Source organism: Vibrio sp. 1751, assembly GCF_033339895.1.
In the GTDB taxonomy this organism is placed as follows: Bacteria; Pseudomonadota; Gammaproteobacteria; order Enterobacterales; family Vibrionaceae; genus Vibrio; species Vibrio alginolyticus.
In genome coordinates this window covers 46,589-61,209 of sequence record NZ_JAWOVM010000021.1, presented here as the reverse complement: position 1 = coordinate 61,209, position 14,621 = coordinate 46,589, and the positions used below count along the sequence as shown (strand labels likewise).

13 protein-coding genes are annotated in these 14,621 nt (G+C 46.0%); 11 read left to right on the top strand and 2 right to left on the bottom strand.

Annotation, left to right across the window (positions count from 1 at the left end):
- From leuA to R7041_RS09775, 5 genes are all read left to right on the top strand, one after another.
- Window positions 1-1,521 (top strand): 2-isopropylmalate synthase (gene leuA, locus R7041_RS09795; protein ID WP_318128618.1); only part of this gene is annotated, 1,521 nt, incomplete at its 5' end.
- An 82-nt stretch (window positions 1,522-1,603) separates the two neighbouring features.
- Complete coding sequence (gene leuB, locus R7041_RS09790; RefSeq protein ID WP_017820268.1) at window positions 1,604-2,695, top strand: 3-isopropylmalate dehydrogenase; 1,092 nt, start codon at window positions 1,604-1,606, stop codon at window positions 2,693-2,695.
- Window positions 2,696-2,889: 194 nt separating this feature from the next.
- Complete coding sequence (gene leuC / locus R7041_RS09785) at window positions 2,890-4,290, top strand: 3-isopropylmalate dehydratase large subunit (protein WP_005379681.1); 1,401 nt, start codon at window positions 2,890-2,892, stop codon at window positions 4,288-4,290.
- Window positions 4,291-4,301: 11 nt separating this feature from the next.
- The gene (gene leuD, locus R7041_RS09780) at window positions 4,302-4,904 is read left to right on the top strand and encodes a 3-isopropylmalate dehydratase small subunit (protein ID WP_064368963.1); all 603 of its coding nucleotides are present in this window, start codon (window positions 4,302-4,304) and stop codon (window positions 4,902-4,904) included.
- Between the two features lie 335 nt (window positions 4,905-5,239).
- Window positions 5,240-6,022, top strand: a complete 783-nt coding sequence (locus R7041_RS09775; RefSeq protein ID WP_005383074.1) for a DUF547 domain-containing protein — start codon at window positions 5,240-5,242, stop codon at window positions 6,020-6,022.
- 142 nt (window positions 6,023-6,164) lie between these two features.
- Here R7041_RS09775 and djlA read toward each other — a convergent pair whose 3' ends face one another.
- Entirely contained in the window at window positions 6,165-7,019 is an 855-nt protein-coding gene (gene djlA, locus R7041_RS09770) for a co-chaperone DjlA (protein ID WP_005383076.1), read from the bottom strand.
- A 266-nt stretch (window positions 7,020-7,285) separates the two neighbouring features.
- Here djlA and lptD point away from each other — a divergent pair, with 266 nt between their 5' ends.
- The 6 genes from lptD (at window position 7,286) to apaH (ending at window position 14,046) form a co-directional block, all read left to right on the top strand.
- Window positions 7,286-9,631, top strand: a complete 2,346-nt coding sequence (gene lptD / locus R7041_RS09765) for an LPS assembly protein LptD (protein ID WP_005379673.1) — start codon at window positions 7,286-7,288, stop codon at window positions 9,629-9,631.
- 59 nt (window positions 9,632-9,690) lie between these two features.
- Window positions 9,691-10,974 carry a peptidylprolyl isomerase SurA gene (gene surA, locus R7041_RS09760; protein WP_005379672.1) on the top strand — a complete coding sequence of 428 codons (1,284 nt, stop codon included), beginning with the start codon at window positions 9,691-9,693 and terminating at the stop codon, window positions 10,972-10,974.
- Entirely contained in the window at window positions 10,964-11,962 is a 999-nt protein-coding gene (gene pdxA, locus R7041_RS09755) for a 4-hydroxythreonine-4-phosphate dehydrogenase PdxA (protein ID WP_005383085.1), read from the top strand. Before surA ends, pdxA begins: the two co-directional genes overlap by 11 nt.
- Entirely contained in the window at window positions 11,959-12,768 is an 810-nt protein-coding gene (rsmA, locus tag R7041_RS09750) for a 16S rRNA (adenine(1518)-N(6)/adenine(1519)-N(6))-dimethyltransferase RsmA (RefSeq protein ID WP_005379669.1), read from the top strand. Before pdxA ends, rsmA begins: the two co-directional genes overlap by 4 nt.
- Window positions 12,769-12,843: 75 nt before the next feature.
- Complete coding sequence (gene apaG / locus R7041_RS09745) at window positions 12,844-13,224, top strand: Co2+/Mg2+ efflux protein ApaG (protein ID WP_005379668.1); 381 nt, start codon at window positions 12,844-12,846, stop codon at window positions 13,222-13,224.
- A 15-nt stretch (window positions 13,225-13,239) separates the two neighbouring features.
- The gene (gene apaH / locus R7041_RS09740; RefSeq protein WP_017820271.1) at window positions 13,240-14,046 is read left to right on the top strand and encodes a bis(5'-nucleosyl)-tetraphosphatase (symmetrical) ApaH; all 807 of its coding nucleotides are present in this window, start codon (window positions 13,240-13,242) and stop codon (window positions 14,044-14,046) included.
- Window positions 14,047-14,118: 72 nt separating this feature from the next.
- On the opposite strand, the gene folA is transcribed toward apaH, so the two are convergent.
- Complete coding sequence (gene folA / locus R7041_RS09735; RefSeq protein WP_017633464.1) at window positions 14,119-14,619, bottom strand: type 3 dihydrofolate reductase; 501 nt, start codon at window positions 14,617-14,619, stop codon at window positions 14,119-14,121.
- Window positions 14,620-14,621 lie beyond the last annotated feature (2 nt).

Sequence of the window (14,621 nt, the reverse complement as noted above, 5' to 3'; positions counted from 1 at the left end):
ACCACATTGCGTGATGGCGAGCAAGCGTTGTCAGCAAGCTTGACGGTTAAAGAAAAACTGCAGATTGCCTATGCGCTGGAAAGACTCGGCGTTGATGTTATCGAAGCTGGCTTCCCAATCTCTTCACCAGGTGATTTCGAGTCAGTACAAACCATCGCAAAAAACATAAAAAACAGTCGAGTTTGTGCCCTTTCGCGTGCCGTTGCGAAAGACATTGATGCTGCCGCTGAAGCATTAAAAGTGGCTGACCAATTCCGTATTCACACGTTTTTAGCCACTTCCACCATTCACGTAGAAGACAAACTACGCCGCAGCTACGACGATGTACTAGAAATGGCAGTCAACGCCGTTAAACATGCACGTAACTACACTGATGATGTCGAGTTTTCTTGTGAAGATGCTGGTCGTACTCCAATCGACAACCTATGTCGCATGGTAGAAGCCGCCATCAATGCAGGTGCGAGTACAATCAACATTCCAGATACCGTTGGCTACACCGTACCAAGTGAGTTTGGTGGGATTATTGAAACCCTATTTAACCGCGTTCCGAACATTGATAAAGCGATCATCTCCGTTCACTGTCACGACGATTTGGGGATGTCAGTTGCCAACTCTATTGCCGCCGTTCAAGCTGGCGCACGTCAGATAGAAGGCACGATCAATGGCATTGGAGAGCGAGCGGGTAACTGTTCACTTGAAGAGATCGCAATGATCATCAAGACTCGTCAAGAGTTTTTGGGCGTTCACACTGGCATTAAGCATGATGAAATTCACCGCACCAGTAAGTTGGTTAGCCAGCTATGCAATATGCCTATTCAAAGCAACAAAGCAATTGTGGGTGCAAATGCGTTTAGCCACTCTTCAGGCATCCACCAAGATGGCATGTTGAAGAATAAGAATACCTACGAAATCATGACCCCTGAGTCTATTGGCCTAAAAAACCAAGCTCTGAACCTAACCAGCCGCAGCGGTCGCGCTGCCGTGAAGAGCCATATGGATACCATGGGTTACAACGAAGACGAGTACAACCTAGACGCGCTGTATGCGGATTTCTTGAAACTTGCTGATCGCAAAGGCCAAGTGTTCGATTACGACCTAGAAGCCCTAATGCACTTCTCGAACTTGCGTGAAGAAGATGACTTCTACAAATTGAGCTACCTAAGCGTGCAGTCTGGCAGCGTAATGGCTACCACCAGCATCAAAATGCAATGCGGTGATGAAGAAATGTGTGAAGCAGCGGTCGGTAATGGCCCAGTTGATGCGCTATACCAATGTATCTACCGCGTGACAGGCTACGACATCGTTCTGGATAAATTCGACCTAACCGCGAAAGGTGAAGGTGAAGATGGTTTGGGTCAAGCAGACATCATTGCCAACTACAAAGGTCGCAAATACCACGGTACGGGTGTTTCCACCGACATCGTTGAGGCTTCCGGCCAAGCATTATTGCACGTTATTAACAGCATTCATCGTGCAGATAAAATCGAAGAAATGAAGCAGAAAAAGATTGCGACTGTGTAATAACAACCGGGCTACACGGCTCAGGAAAGAACACGCTCGTTGAAATAATTAAGCTCAAAATTAGAAAACTTAAAGGATTAACATGACAGACAAATCGTACAAAATTGCCGTCCTACCCGGTGACGGCATTGGCCCGGAAGTAATGGCGCAGGCACATAAAGTATTGGATGCAATCGAAAAGAAACATGGTATTGCGTTTGAGCGTGACGAGCATGATGTCGGTGGTATCGCGATCGACAACCACGGTTGCCCACTTCCAGAGAGCACAATAAAAGCATGTGAAGAGTCTGATGCAGTCCTATTCGGCTCGGTTGGCGGCCCTAAGTGGGAGCACTTACCACCAAACGACCAACCTGAACGTGGTGCCCTACTTCCACTACGCAAACACTTCCAACTGTTCTGTAACTTACGTCCAGCGCAAATTCACTCAGGTCTTGAAGCTTTCTCACCGCTACGTGCAGACATCTCGGGTCGCGGCTTTGACATCGTGGTAGTCCGTGAACTGACGGGTGGTATCTACTTCGGCCAACCGAAAGGTCGTGAAGGTGAAGGCGCAACAGAAAAAGCATTTGATACTGAGGTGTACCACCGCTTTGAGATCGAACGTATTGCAAAAATCGCTTTTGACTCTGCTCGTCTACGTCGCAAGAAAGTGTGCTCTATCGACAAAGCGAACGTTCTACAAAGCTCTATCTTATGGCGTGAAGTAGTCGAAGAAATCGCAAAAGACTACCCAGATGTCGAGTTGTCACACATGTACATTGATAACGCGACTATGCAGCTTATCAAAGACCCTGCTCAGTTCGACGTAATGCTGTGTTCAAACATCTTCGGCGACATCATTTCTGATGAATGTGCGATGATCACAGGCTCTATGGGTATGTTGCCATCAGCAAGTCTAAACGAAAGCAAATTCGGTCTGTACGAGCCAGCAGGTGGCAGTGCACCAGATATCGCAGGTAAGAACATCGCTAACCCTGTGGCACAAATCCTGTCTGCGGCACTGATGCTACGTTATAGCCTAGGTGAGGAAACGGCGGCACAAGACATCGAAACGGCAGTTTCAAAAGCGCTATCAGCGGGGGAACTAACGGGTGACCTTGCTGGTGACAACCCAGCACTTTCGACGTCTGAGATGGGCGATAAGATCGCTGAGTACGTCTTAAACTCTTAATACAAAACAGATTCATAATAAATACTAAATCCTCGGTCAACCAATGGCTTTCCTCTAAGTCATTGGTGCAATAGCAAGGCAGCAAGCCCATGTATATTAAGGCGTTTAGTTCGCTAAATAAGCTAAATAACTGGATAAACGGGTGTCGCTAACGCAGTTATTGCGGCAACGGCGATGAGGAAAGGAAGCAAACAATGGGCAAAACATTATACGAAAAAGTCTACGACGCACACGTTGCCGTCGCAGCAGAAGGGGAAAACCCAATCTTGTACATCGACCGTCACTTGGTACACGAAGTGACGTCTCCGCAAGCATTTGACGGCTTGCGTGAAAAAGGTCGTAAAGTGCGTCAGGTCAGCAAAACTTTTGCCACCATGGACCACAACGTTTCGACAACCACCAAAGACATCAACGCATCGGGTGAGATGGCTCGTATCCAGATGGAAACGCTATCGAAAAACTGTGAAGAGTTTGGCGTTACGCTTTACGACATCAACCATAAATACCAAGGTATTGTGCATGTTATGGGCCCAGAGCTTGGTATTACCCTACCGGGCATGACCATTGTTTGTGGTGACTCGCACACGGCTACACACGGTGCATTCGGCTCTCTCGCTTTTGGTATTGGTACATCAGAAGTTGAGCACGTATTAGCAACTCAAACGCTAAAACAAGCGCGCGCCAAAACGATGAAGATCGAAGTAAAAGGCAAAGTGGCTCCGGGTATTACGGCGAAAGATATCGTGCTAGCAATCATCGGTGAAACTACAGCAGCTGGCGGTACAGGCTACGTGGTTGAATTCTGTGGTGAAGCGATCACTGACCTTTCAATGGAAGGCCGCATGACCGTATGTAACATGGCGATAGAGCTAGGTGCGAAAGCCGGTTTGATTGCGCCAGATGAAACCACGTTCGAATACATCAAAGGCCGTAAATTCTCACCTCAAGGTGCCGACTTTGATGCAGCAGTAGAATACTGGAAGACATTAAAAACTGACGATGATGCTCAGTTTGATGCAGTCGTGACGCTAAACGCAGCAGACATTAAACCACAAGTCACTTGGGGTACTAACCCAGGCCAAGTGATCGCGGTAGATCAACCTATCCCAGCACCAGAAAGCTTTGCCGACCCAGTAGAAAAGGCATCGGCAGAAAAAGCATTGGCTTACATGGGCCTAGAGGCAGGCAAGTCATTGTCTGATTACAACGTCGATAAAGTCTTCGTTGGTTCTTGTACTAACTCACGTATCGAAGACATGCGCGCAGCCGCTGAAGTAGCGAAAGGTCGCAAAGTCGCGCCTCACGTTCAAGCGCTGATCGTTCCTGGCTCTGAGCAAGTAAAAGCGCAAGCAGAAGCGGAAGGCTTGGACGTTATCTTTAAAGAAGCGGGCTTTGAGTGGCGCCTACCAGGTTGCTCGATGTGTCTAGCAATGAACAATGACCGTTTGGGCCCACATGAACGTTGTGCGTCTACTTCAAACCGTAACTTTGAAGGCCGCCAAGGTCGTGATGGCCGTACCCACCTAGTGAGCCCTGCGATGGCAGCGGCAGCAGCAATTGCTGGTCACTTTGTAGACATTCGTGAACTAGACTAAGGAGCAAACCAATGTCAGGCTTTAAACAACACACAGGCTTAGTTGTTCCTCTAGATGCAGCGAACGTTGATACTGATGCCATCATTCCAAAGCAGTTCCTACAAAAGGTCTCCCGCCTAGGGTTTGGTAAGCACCTATTCCATGACTGGCGCTTCCTAGACGATGCTGGCGAACAGCCAAATCCAGAGTTCGTGATGAACGCACCTCGCTACCAAGGCGCGTCTATCTTGCTGGCTCGTGAAAACTTCGGCTGTGGCTCATCTCGTGAGCACGCACCGTGGGCACTAGCGGATTACGGCATCAAAGCGATGATCGCACCAAGCTTTGCCGATATTTTTTACGGCAACTCGATCAACAACCAAATGGTGCCAGTTCGTTTGACTGAACAAGAAGTGGATGAAATCTTCCAGTTTGTTGAGGCAAATGAAGGTGCAGAAGTCGAGGTCGACCTAGAAGCGAATGTCGTTCGTGCCAACGGCAAAGAATATGGTTTTGAAATCGATTCGTTCCGTCGTCATTGCTTGCTAAACGGTTTGGACAACATTGGCCTAACCCTTCAACACGAAGATAAGATTGCTAAGTACGAAGCGAATATTCCAAGCTTCTTGCGTTAAGACGCGTTAGTAAATACACAAATCAAGGGCTGGCAATTGTCGGCCCTTGATTTGTTTTGGGTGACTGATCTCATATCGCTTTGCTTACAGAATACCGAACGCCTCTGTTGAAATTCGTCATCCTGAACAGCGACGAAGGAGCGTGATTCAGGATCGACTACCAGAGCGCACTGTACAGATTCATACTGTCTTTACTCAAGAGTTTGTGGGTATTAGATTCCTGATATCGCTTATGCTCCTCGGAATGACAGCGAATAAAGGCCACTGATTACTGAAAGAAAACAAGCACTAAACTGGTCTACACTATCAACAATATCTCATTCAAAGGTATCTCTATGAAGCGTCTGTTATTGCTGTTGTGTGCTCTGGTTTCTTTCTCGACATTGTCCGCGCCTAAATCCGACTTATGGCCATATTGGAAACAATCGAATCAAGCCAACCAAACCCAAATTTCTCATCAAGAATGGCAACAACTGCTCGATACTTATTTAGTTGAACAAGGCGAGAATACCTTGTTTCGTTATAGCCAAGTCTCCTCTGTCGATAAAACTAAGCTGAAACAATACATCCAGCGTTTGGCAAAACTAGACCCTCTACAATACAACCAAGCAGAGCAATATGCCTATTGGGTAAACCTTTACAACGCCATCACGGTAGATCTTATTTTGGATAACTATCCAGTCGAATCAATCACCAAGCTAGGTGGTTTATTTAGCTTTGGTCCTTGGGGAGACGATGTGGTCGTGGTCAATGGGAAGGATCTAACTTTAAACGATATTGAACATCGAATTTTGCGTCCAATTTGGAATGACCCAAGAACGCATTACGCGGTTAACTGTGCCAGCCTAGGATGCCCTAATCTGCAATCTCAAGCATTCACTGCTGACAACACGCAAGCTCTACTGGATAGTGCCGCCAAAACATTTATCAACAGCAGCAAAGGCGTATCTATCCAAGGTAACACGGCACAGCTGTCTTCTATTTATGATTGGTTTGCAACGGACTTTGGTGGAGAAAAACAAATCTTCAAACACATCGCAAAGTACGCACCGCAATACAAAAACTTCTCTGGCAAAGTGAAATACGAATACGATTGGGACTTGAATCAAGCCAACTAAACTGGGGGATGTGAGGTCAATTAGCATTAGGGACATAATAGGCCAAAAGCTAAAGACACCGGCAACTCAAAGACTAAGACATGAAAAAAAAGGGCACTGAGTGCCCTTTTTTACATCCAAATGTTTGATAGAAAACGTCCGACTACTTAAAGCCTTTAACCTTCTTAATAAGATCGTAAGCGTTTTGAATCTCTTGAGATTTCTCTTTCGCGACGTTCATCATCTCTGGTGGTAAGCCTTTAGCCATCAATTTGTCCGGGTGATGCTCGTTCATCAGTTTACGATAAGCACGCTTAACGGTTTTACTGTCTGCATCTGAAGACACATCCAGAATTTTGTACGCGTCGGCCAACTGATCCGCTTGTGAAGCTTGTTGCCAGCTACCACCTGAAGATTGGCCTTGATGCTGACCATGAAAACCGCCCTGGCTTTGGAAACGAAATGCGGCTTCTTGCATTTGCAAACGACGCTCTAATTGCTCAGAAGAGAAACCCAAACCACGTGCAATCTTGTGTAGTACATTTCGTTCACTCGGGTGGATCGAGCCATCTGCAAAGGCCGCCGAGATTTGCAGCTCTAAGAAAAATTGCAACAAGTCAAAGCGACCAGCTGTCGAAATTTTCACACGAACAAGAACATCTTCTAACGGAAAGTCGCTGTCTTTACCTTCACGAAACGCGTCTTGCGCTGCGCGACGCTGTTCGCCATGCAAATTCATGCGGTCCATCATGGCTGAAGCCAGTTGGATTTCCTCTTTGGTGACTTGGCCTTTCGCTTTTGCCACATGTCCCATTACCGCAAACGCCGCTTTAAAAAACTCTTCTTGGCGCTGAGCTTGACTTGGCCCTTTTCCAAAGCCGCCAGTAGAGAACCCGGCTTGACTCAAGCGACGTGCTTTATCGAATTGATGGCCAATAAATAAGCCAAAGAGTAAACCTAGCGGCCCGCCAAGTAACAAGCCAAAAAAGGCACCCAGAATTTTGCCAAAAATATGCATTATGTGTTCTCTATCAATGAATTTTTATCGACGACGGCGGTCTTATAGTGCCGGATGCAACGATTTCCTTTATGATAATGGAATTAGTTTTATTTCGGCTAGGCCATTTCGCCTGCTTATCTTTGCAGCTATTTTGTCGTCATTATGCCACAGTGAATCAATACGCTGGGATAAATGCGACTATAGTTGATTCATTTGGCTATTACGCTAGGGTACAACAAGCCCTATAGCCATCGAGTAGTAGTGACACAGGAAAGTTCAATTCAATGCAACATTTCTCCCGCACATTTTTAGCGGCCTCTATCAGCACCGCCTTGTTTGTACCCACCACTCAAGCTGAAGCGAATATCCATGATAGTGTGCAGGAAATGCCCGCCACAGATCAATGTTTGGTCGATACAAGTGGCGAGGAGGACGCTCTTAATACCCCAGTAGTGGTAGAAGCTGACACCCTGCAAGCCATCAATGGTGACAAAGCTCAGTACTCAGGTAATGTACAAGTCACCCAAGGCCAGAAGAAAATTACCGCAGATAGCGTAACGCTGCACCAACAAGACAACGTCGTGGTTGCCGAAGGCAACGTGACTTTCAATGACGGCCAAGTCAAAGCTCGATCTGATCGTGTTACTAACGACATTAATCAAGATACGTTTTCGCTTGAGAACACCGATTATCAGTTCCTTTGCCAACAAGGCCGAGGCACTGCAGCCTATATCGCTCGCACAGGTCAGTCGGTTTATGAACTCGAAGACGGCTCTATCACATCGTGCCCTCAAGGCGATAATTCATGGCGATTGGTTGCGTCAGGCATCGATGTTGACCAAGATGAAGAGACAGCGACGCTGCATCATCCTCGATTTGAAGTGTTAGATGTGCCTGTTTTCTATGTGCCGTATCTAACCATGCCAATTGGAGATACGCGCAAAACGGGTTTCCTCTTCCCTTCTTTATCGTACGGTTCTAGTGATGGTATGGAAGTCGAGGTGCCATTCTATTGGAACATCGCGCCTCAATATGACATGACACTCACCACGCTCTATATGCAGCAACGTGGTACAAAACTCGATACTGATTTCCGCTATCTAACAGATGGTTGGGGAAATGGGGAAATCAAAGGCGAATACCTCAATAGTGATCGCAAATATCAGGACGAGTCTCGTTGGGGCTACCAAGTTAAACACGACGGTATCATCAATAAACAGTGGATAGTCAAAGTCGATTACTCAAAAGTGAGTGATATTGATTACTTCCTCGATCTCGACTCCGACATTGGTAACCGTGAAGATGGTCAACTGGTTCAAGAAGGACAAGTACAATATCGTTCTGACTTCTGGGATGCCTCGTTAACCGTTCGTGACTTCCAAATCTTATTGAAAGAAGAGAACCGCCCTTATCGCCTGCTTCCTCAGTTAGACTTGAACTACTACACGCCGTTGTGGGGAGATTACCTTAACTTTGACGTGAAGAGCCAAGTCAGCCGCTTCGATACGAGCGATGCTGCGCGACCAAATGCGACCCGTGTTCACATTGAACCAGGGCTTACATTACCACTCTCAAACTCATGGGCAACGTGGACAACAGAAGCGCGTGTGCTCTCTACGTATTACTCTCAAGACTTAACGGGTTTGACAGATGTAAACTTGCAAAACCAGTTGGATGATGAAGTTTCTCGTGTTATTCCTGAGTTCCGTACGCATGCGCAACTTTACTTAGAGCGAGATACAAGCTGGATCAAGGGCTACACCCAAACACTGGAGCCTCAGCTGCAGTACTTGTACGTACCTGAAGAAGATCAAACCAACATCTACAACTACGATACCACCTTGCTACAAACCGACTACTACGGGCTATTCCGCAGTCGTAAGTACAGTGGCATTGATAAAATCGCCTCGGCGAACCAGTTAAGCTACGGTGCGAGTACTCGCTTCTTTGATGATGACTATAAAGAGCGTCTTAACGTTTCATTTGGTCAGATTTACTACTTCGATAAAAAGACCAAACTGAGCAACAGCCCAAATCTTCCGGATGAGACAACCAATTACTCATCATGGGCGATTGAAGCTGATTTCAACTACAACGATTACCTGTTCTATCACGGTGGAATTCAATACGATATTGATTTGAGCTCCATGCAGTTGGCAAACAGTACCTTGGAATACCAATTCAACGGCGGCTTTATTCAGGGTAACTATCGCTACGTTACGCGTGAATACATCGAAGATACGATCATTCTCGAAAACCTAGACACAATTACTCGTAAAGGTATTTCTCAAGCAGGTATTGTAGCGGCCTACGAGTTCAACCCGAACTGGTCTGCGAGTGGTCAATACTACTACGACCTCAATGAAAATGCGGACCTAGAATGGTTAGCGAGCCTACGTTACCAATCTGACTGTTGGTACATTGGCGTCACTTACTCAAACCAATTGCTTGGTTGGGAAGACCAAGCTATCGGCAGCACCGGGGCATCACCTGAATACGAAAATAACTTCAGCGTTAACTTCGGTATTCAAGGCTTTGCGACCAACCAGCGTGAAGACACTGCTGTCAAAGAGCTGGATGGTTCTGACAACGCGATTAAGTACGGCCGCCCATTCTATCTGAACAATTAATCAAAATAGGCGTCTTAAATGAATAAGACGCCTATTCAAAAATACTGACGGAATTTTAAATGAAAATTTGGAAATCAATCTTATTCACGACCCTACTCTCTTGCGGAGCGGTTGCAGCACCAGTAGAGATCGATAAGGTTGCGGTCATCGTGAACGACGGTGTAGTTCTACAAAGCGACATCGAAACAGCGATGAAAACGCTGCAAGCCAACGCTCGTCAAAGTGGAAAGAGCTTACCTTCTACCAGCGTATTAAAAGAACAAGTTGTTGAAAAACTTATCATTGACACGTTGCAAGGCCAAGAAGCTGACCGTATTGGTGTACGTATTGACGACAACCGTTTAAACCAAGCGATTGCAGAGATCGCACGTAATAATGAGCAATCGGTAGAACAACTCGCTGCTTCTGTAGAAAGTGAAGGTTTAAGTTACCCAGAATTCCGCGAACAAATTCGTAAGGAAATCGCCGCATCAGAAGCTCGCAATGCACTGGTTCGTCGCCGTATTAATATCCTTCCAGCAGAGGTCGATAGCCTTGCTGAGCAACTATCACAAGAAACCAATGCGACTGTTCAATACAAAATTGGACACATTCAACTGCGCTTCTCTGACGATAAAGAAAAATCTGCTGTAGAAGCAGAAGCTAAAGCGCTCGCGAAAAAGCTAAACGAAGGTGCAGACTTTACGGAGATGGCCTACACCTACTCTAAAGGTCCTAAAGCTTTACAAGGTGGTGACTGGGGCTGGATGCGTAAAGAAGAGATGCCAACCATCTTTGCTGATCAGATCAAGATGCAAAACAAAGGCAGCATTATTGGTCCATTCCGTAGTGGCGTTGGTTTCCACATCCTAAAAATAGAGGATGTAAAAGGCCTAGAAACGGTTGCGGTAACGGAAGTAAATGCGCGTCATATTTTGATTAAACCAACAGTGATTCTGAGCGACGAAGGGGCGAAGAAGCAACTGAATGAATTTGTACGCCGCATCAAAGCCGGTGAAGCAACGTTCGCTCAATTGGCAACACAATACAGTCAAGATCCTGGCTCGGCAGCACAAGACGGTGAACTAGGTTATCAAACACCAGATCTTTACGTGCCAGAATTCAAGCACCAAGTAGAAACTCTGCCAGTTGGCTCAATCAGCGAACCGTTCAAAACCGTTCACGGCTGGCATATCGTTGAAGTGTTGGATCGTCGCCAAGTTGACCGTACTGACTCAGCGATGAAGAACAAAGCTTACCGTATTCTATTTAACCGTAAATTTAATGAAGAAGCGGGCGCATGGATGCAAGAGCTACGCGCAAGTGCGTTTGTTGAAATCGTGGATGACAACAATGACAACTAATACAATTCGTAGAATTGTCGTAACCGCAGGGGAACCTGCGGGTATCGGCCCAGACTTAGTGCTTGCCCTATCGAAAGAAGATTGGGCGCACCAAATTGTCGTCTGTGCCGATAAGAATATGCTGACGGAGCGAGCCAAGCAGCTTGGCATCGAAGTCCAACTGTCTGATTACAATCCAGAAGAAGCACCTAAAGCACAAAAAGCGGGCACGCTTATCGTTGACCATATCCAAATATCGGAACCTGCGGTCGCAGGCGAGCTCAATGAAGCGAATGGCCACTATGTACTAAAAACGCTAGAAAGAGCGGCTTTAGGCTGTATGAATGATGAATTTGATGCTATTGTCACCGGCCCTGTTCATAAGGGGGTGATTAATCGCGCAGGTGTTGCATTCAGTGGTCATACTGAATTTTTCGCCGAGAAGTCACAAACGCCGCTAGTCGTAATGATGCTAGCAACGGAAGGACTACGCGTGGCGCTGGTTACAACACATATTCCTTTAGCTTATGTGTCCAAAGCTGTCACCGAAGAGCGATTAGAAAAAATCATCGATATTCTTCATAAAGACCTTGTAGAAAAGTTTGCTATCGCACAACCAAACATCTACGTTTGCGGGCTTAACCCTCATGCTGGCGAAGATGGCTGCTTAGGTCGTGAAGAGATCGAGACCATCACTCCGACACTGGAAAAAATTCGACAAGAAAAAGGTATCAACCTGATCGGCCCTCTTCCGGCTGATACCATTTTCAATGAAAAATATTTAAATGATGCTGATGCTGTTTTAGGCATGTACCATGATCAAGTATTGCCAGTATTAAAATACAAAGGCTTTGGTCGTTCAGTAAATATTACTCTTGGTCTACCTTTTATTAGAACATCGGTGGACCACGGTACTGCATTAGATCTGGCAGGGACAGGTCAAGCGGATACAGGGAGTTTCCGAACAGCGCTCACGCATGCGATAGATTTGGTAGAGAAGAAACAATGAGAAATGATGTCCATTTAGGACACAAAGCGCGTAAACGTTTTGGTCAAAACTTCCTGAACGATCCATACATTATTGATGGAATCGTATCAGCGATTAACCCAAAACCAGGTCAAAACCTGGTTGAAATCGGTCCTGGTCTTGGTGCAATCACTGAGCCAGTAGGTCGTGAAGTGGATAAGTTCACAGTTATCGAATTAGACCGCGATCTGGCGGAACGCCTACGTACTCACCCTGAACTGGCAGATAAGTTGACCATCCATGAGGGTGACGCTATGCGTTTTGACTTCACTCAACTAGTGAAGCCAAACAACAAGCTGCGCATTTTTGGTAACTTGCCATACAACATCTCTACACCATTGATGTTCCACCTTTTTGAGTTCCATAAAGACATTCAAGACATGCACTTTATGCTGCAAAAAGAAGTGGTAAACCGCTTAGCCGCCGGCCCTGGCAGCAAAGCTTACGGCCGTTTAACGGTAATGGCTCAGTACTACTGTAAAGTGGTACCGGTACTGGAAGTACCGCCAACGGCATTCGTTCCACCACCGAAAGTGGATTCTGCCGTTGTTCGTTTAGTACCTTACGAAGAGCTGCCATGCCCGGCGAAAGATCTGCGTTTGCTCGATCGCGTTTGTCGTGAAGGCTTTAACCAACGTCGTAAAACAGTTCGTAACTGCTACAAATCGTTGTTAAGCACAGAAGTACTAGAAGAACTAGGTGTTAATCCAAGCATGCGTCCAGAGAACCTGACGCTAGAACAATTCGTCGCAATGGCGAACTGGCTTGCGGATAACCCGCAGCACTAAGAACTCAAACAATGAGCCAAACCCTTGTAGGTTTGGCTTATTATTATTGGGATATTACGTTTCTGAGGAGTGCACATGGACGTCATTCAACCTTGCATCAAAATTCAAGTTCACACCAAATACATCGAAGAACAGTCCAACCCAGAGCTACAACGCTACGTTTTCGCTTATATCATCACCATCAAAAACCTTAGCCAGCAAACCGTACAGTTAGTGAGCCGCCGCTGGCTAATCACAGACTCGAATGGCAAGCAAATGACGGTTGAAGGTGACGGAGTGGTAGGCCAGCAGCCCTTTATTCCAAGCAATGATGAATACACGTACAGTAGCGGAACCGCGTTAGAAACCCCTGTCGGCGTTATGCAAGGACACTACAAAATGCTGGATGAGAAAGGGCAAGAGTTCATCACCGAAATCGAACCATTTCGCTTGGCTGTTCCAAATGTTTTAAATTAGTAAATTGGAGATTCAGTGGCTACCTATATTGTTGGTGACATCCAAGGCTGTTTTGATGAATTGCAGCGACTACTAGAAAAAGTATCTTTCTCTGCGAAAAAAGACCAACTTTGGCTTGCTGGTGATTTGGTCGCCAGAGGGCCTAAATCACTAGAAACGTTACGCTTTGTGAAGTCACTTGGCGCAAGCGCAATCGTGGTGCTTGGTAATCACGACCTTCACCTTCTCGCAGTGGCTCACGGGATAAAAAAGGTCAAAGACAAAGATAGAACCGCACCTATTTTCACGGCCCCTGACAAAGAGGAATTACTGACATGGCTAGCTCAGCAACCTCTATTGGCCGAGCATGACGAGTTCGTGATGTGTCACGCTGGCATATCACCGCAGTGGAATCTAAAAACAGCGAGAAAGTGTGCCCGTGAAGTTGAGCGCATCATCCAAAGTGAAGAGCTGCCTTGGCTATTAAAAAACATGTACAGCAATCAACCGGATTCCTGGGATGACTCTCTACAGGGTTTGGACCGATACCGCTATATTATCAATGCTTTTACGCGGATGCGCTTTTGTTTCCCTGATGGTCGTTTGGATATGGATTGTAAATTGCCACCGCAACAAGTTTCCGGTAACGAACTTATTCCATGGTTTGATGTGCCTAAACGTATTCACTTAAATAAAGCGGTGCTCTTTGGGCACTGGGCTGCACTACAAGGCTATATGAACAACGAAGTCATCGGGCTAGATACTGGCTGCGTTTGGGGCGGAAGCCTGACCATGATCCGTTGGGAAGATAAGAAAATTTTTACTCAGGATGCACTCAGTTAACGGCTCTGATTGCCGGACTAGAAAACAAAAAGCACCGCATTTGCGGTGCTTTTCTTATTCGGCTCAATTTGATTATTTTTCTAAAATCGTAAAACGCATGTTATAAGCGTTTTTCTCATCAGCTTGATATTCTCTAGTGTACGTTTCTTGGAATTCATCATCCCATTGAGGAAATTGAGTATCTCCCTCAACATCAGCATCAATAAAAGTTAGATACAACTTATCAGCTTTATCAAGAAATGCTTCATAGATACTACCACCGCCGATAATCATAACCTCATTATGACCTTTGGCAGCTTCTAGCGCCTCTAAAGTAGAGCTCACTACTATTACGTCTTCTGCTGCATAAGATCGGTCTCTGGTAATGACTATATTGAGTCTATTTGGTAGAGCTTTACCAATTGACTCAAAAGTCTTACGCCCCATGACCACAGGCTTACCTAGTGTATGTTCTTTGAACCAAGCAAAGTCTGCAGGAAGGTGCCAAGGCATTGAGTTATTGTTACCGATGATCATTGGCTTTTCTTTATCAATAGCACCGTTATGTGCCATTGCCGCAATCATGCTAATCATAG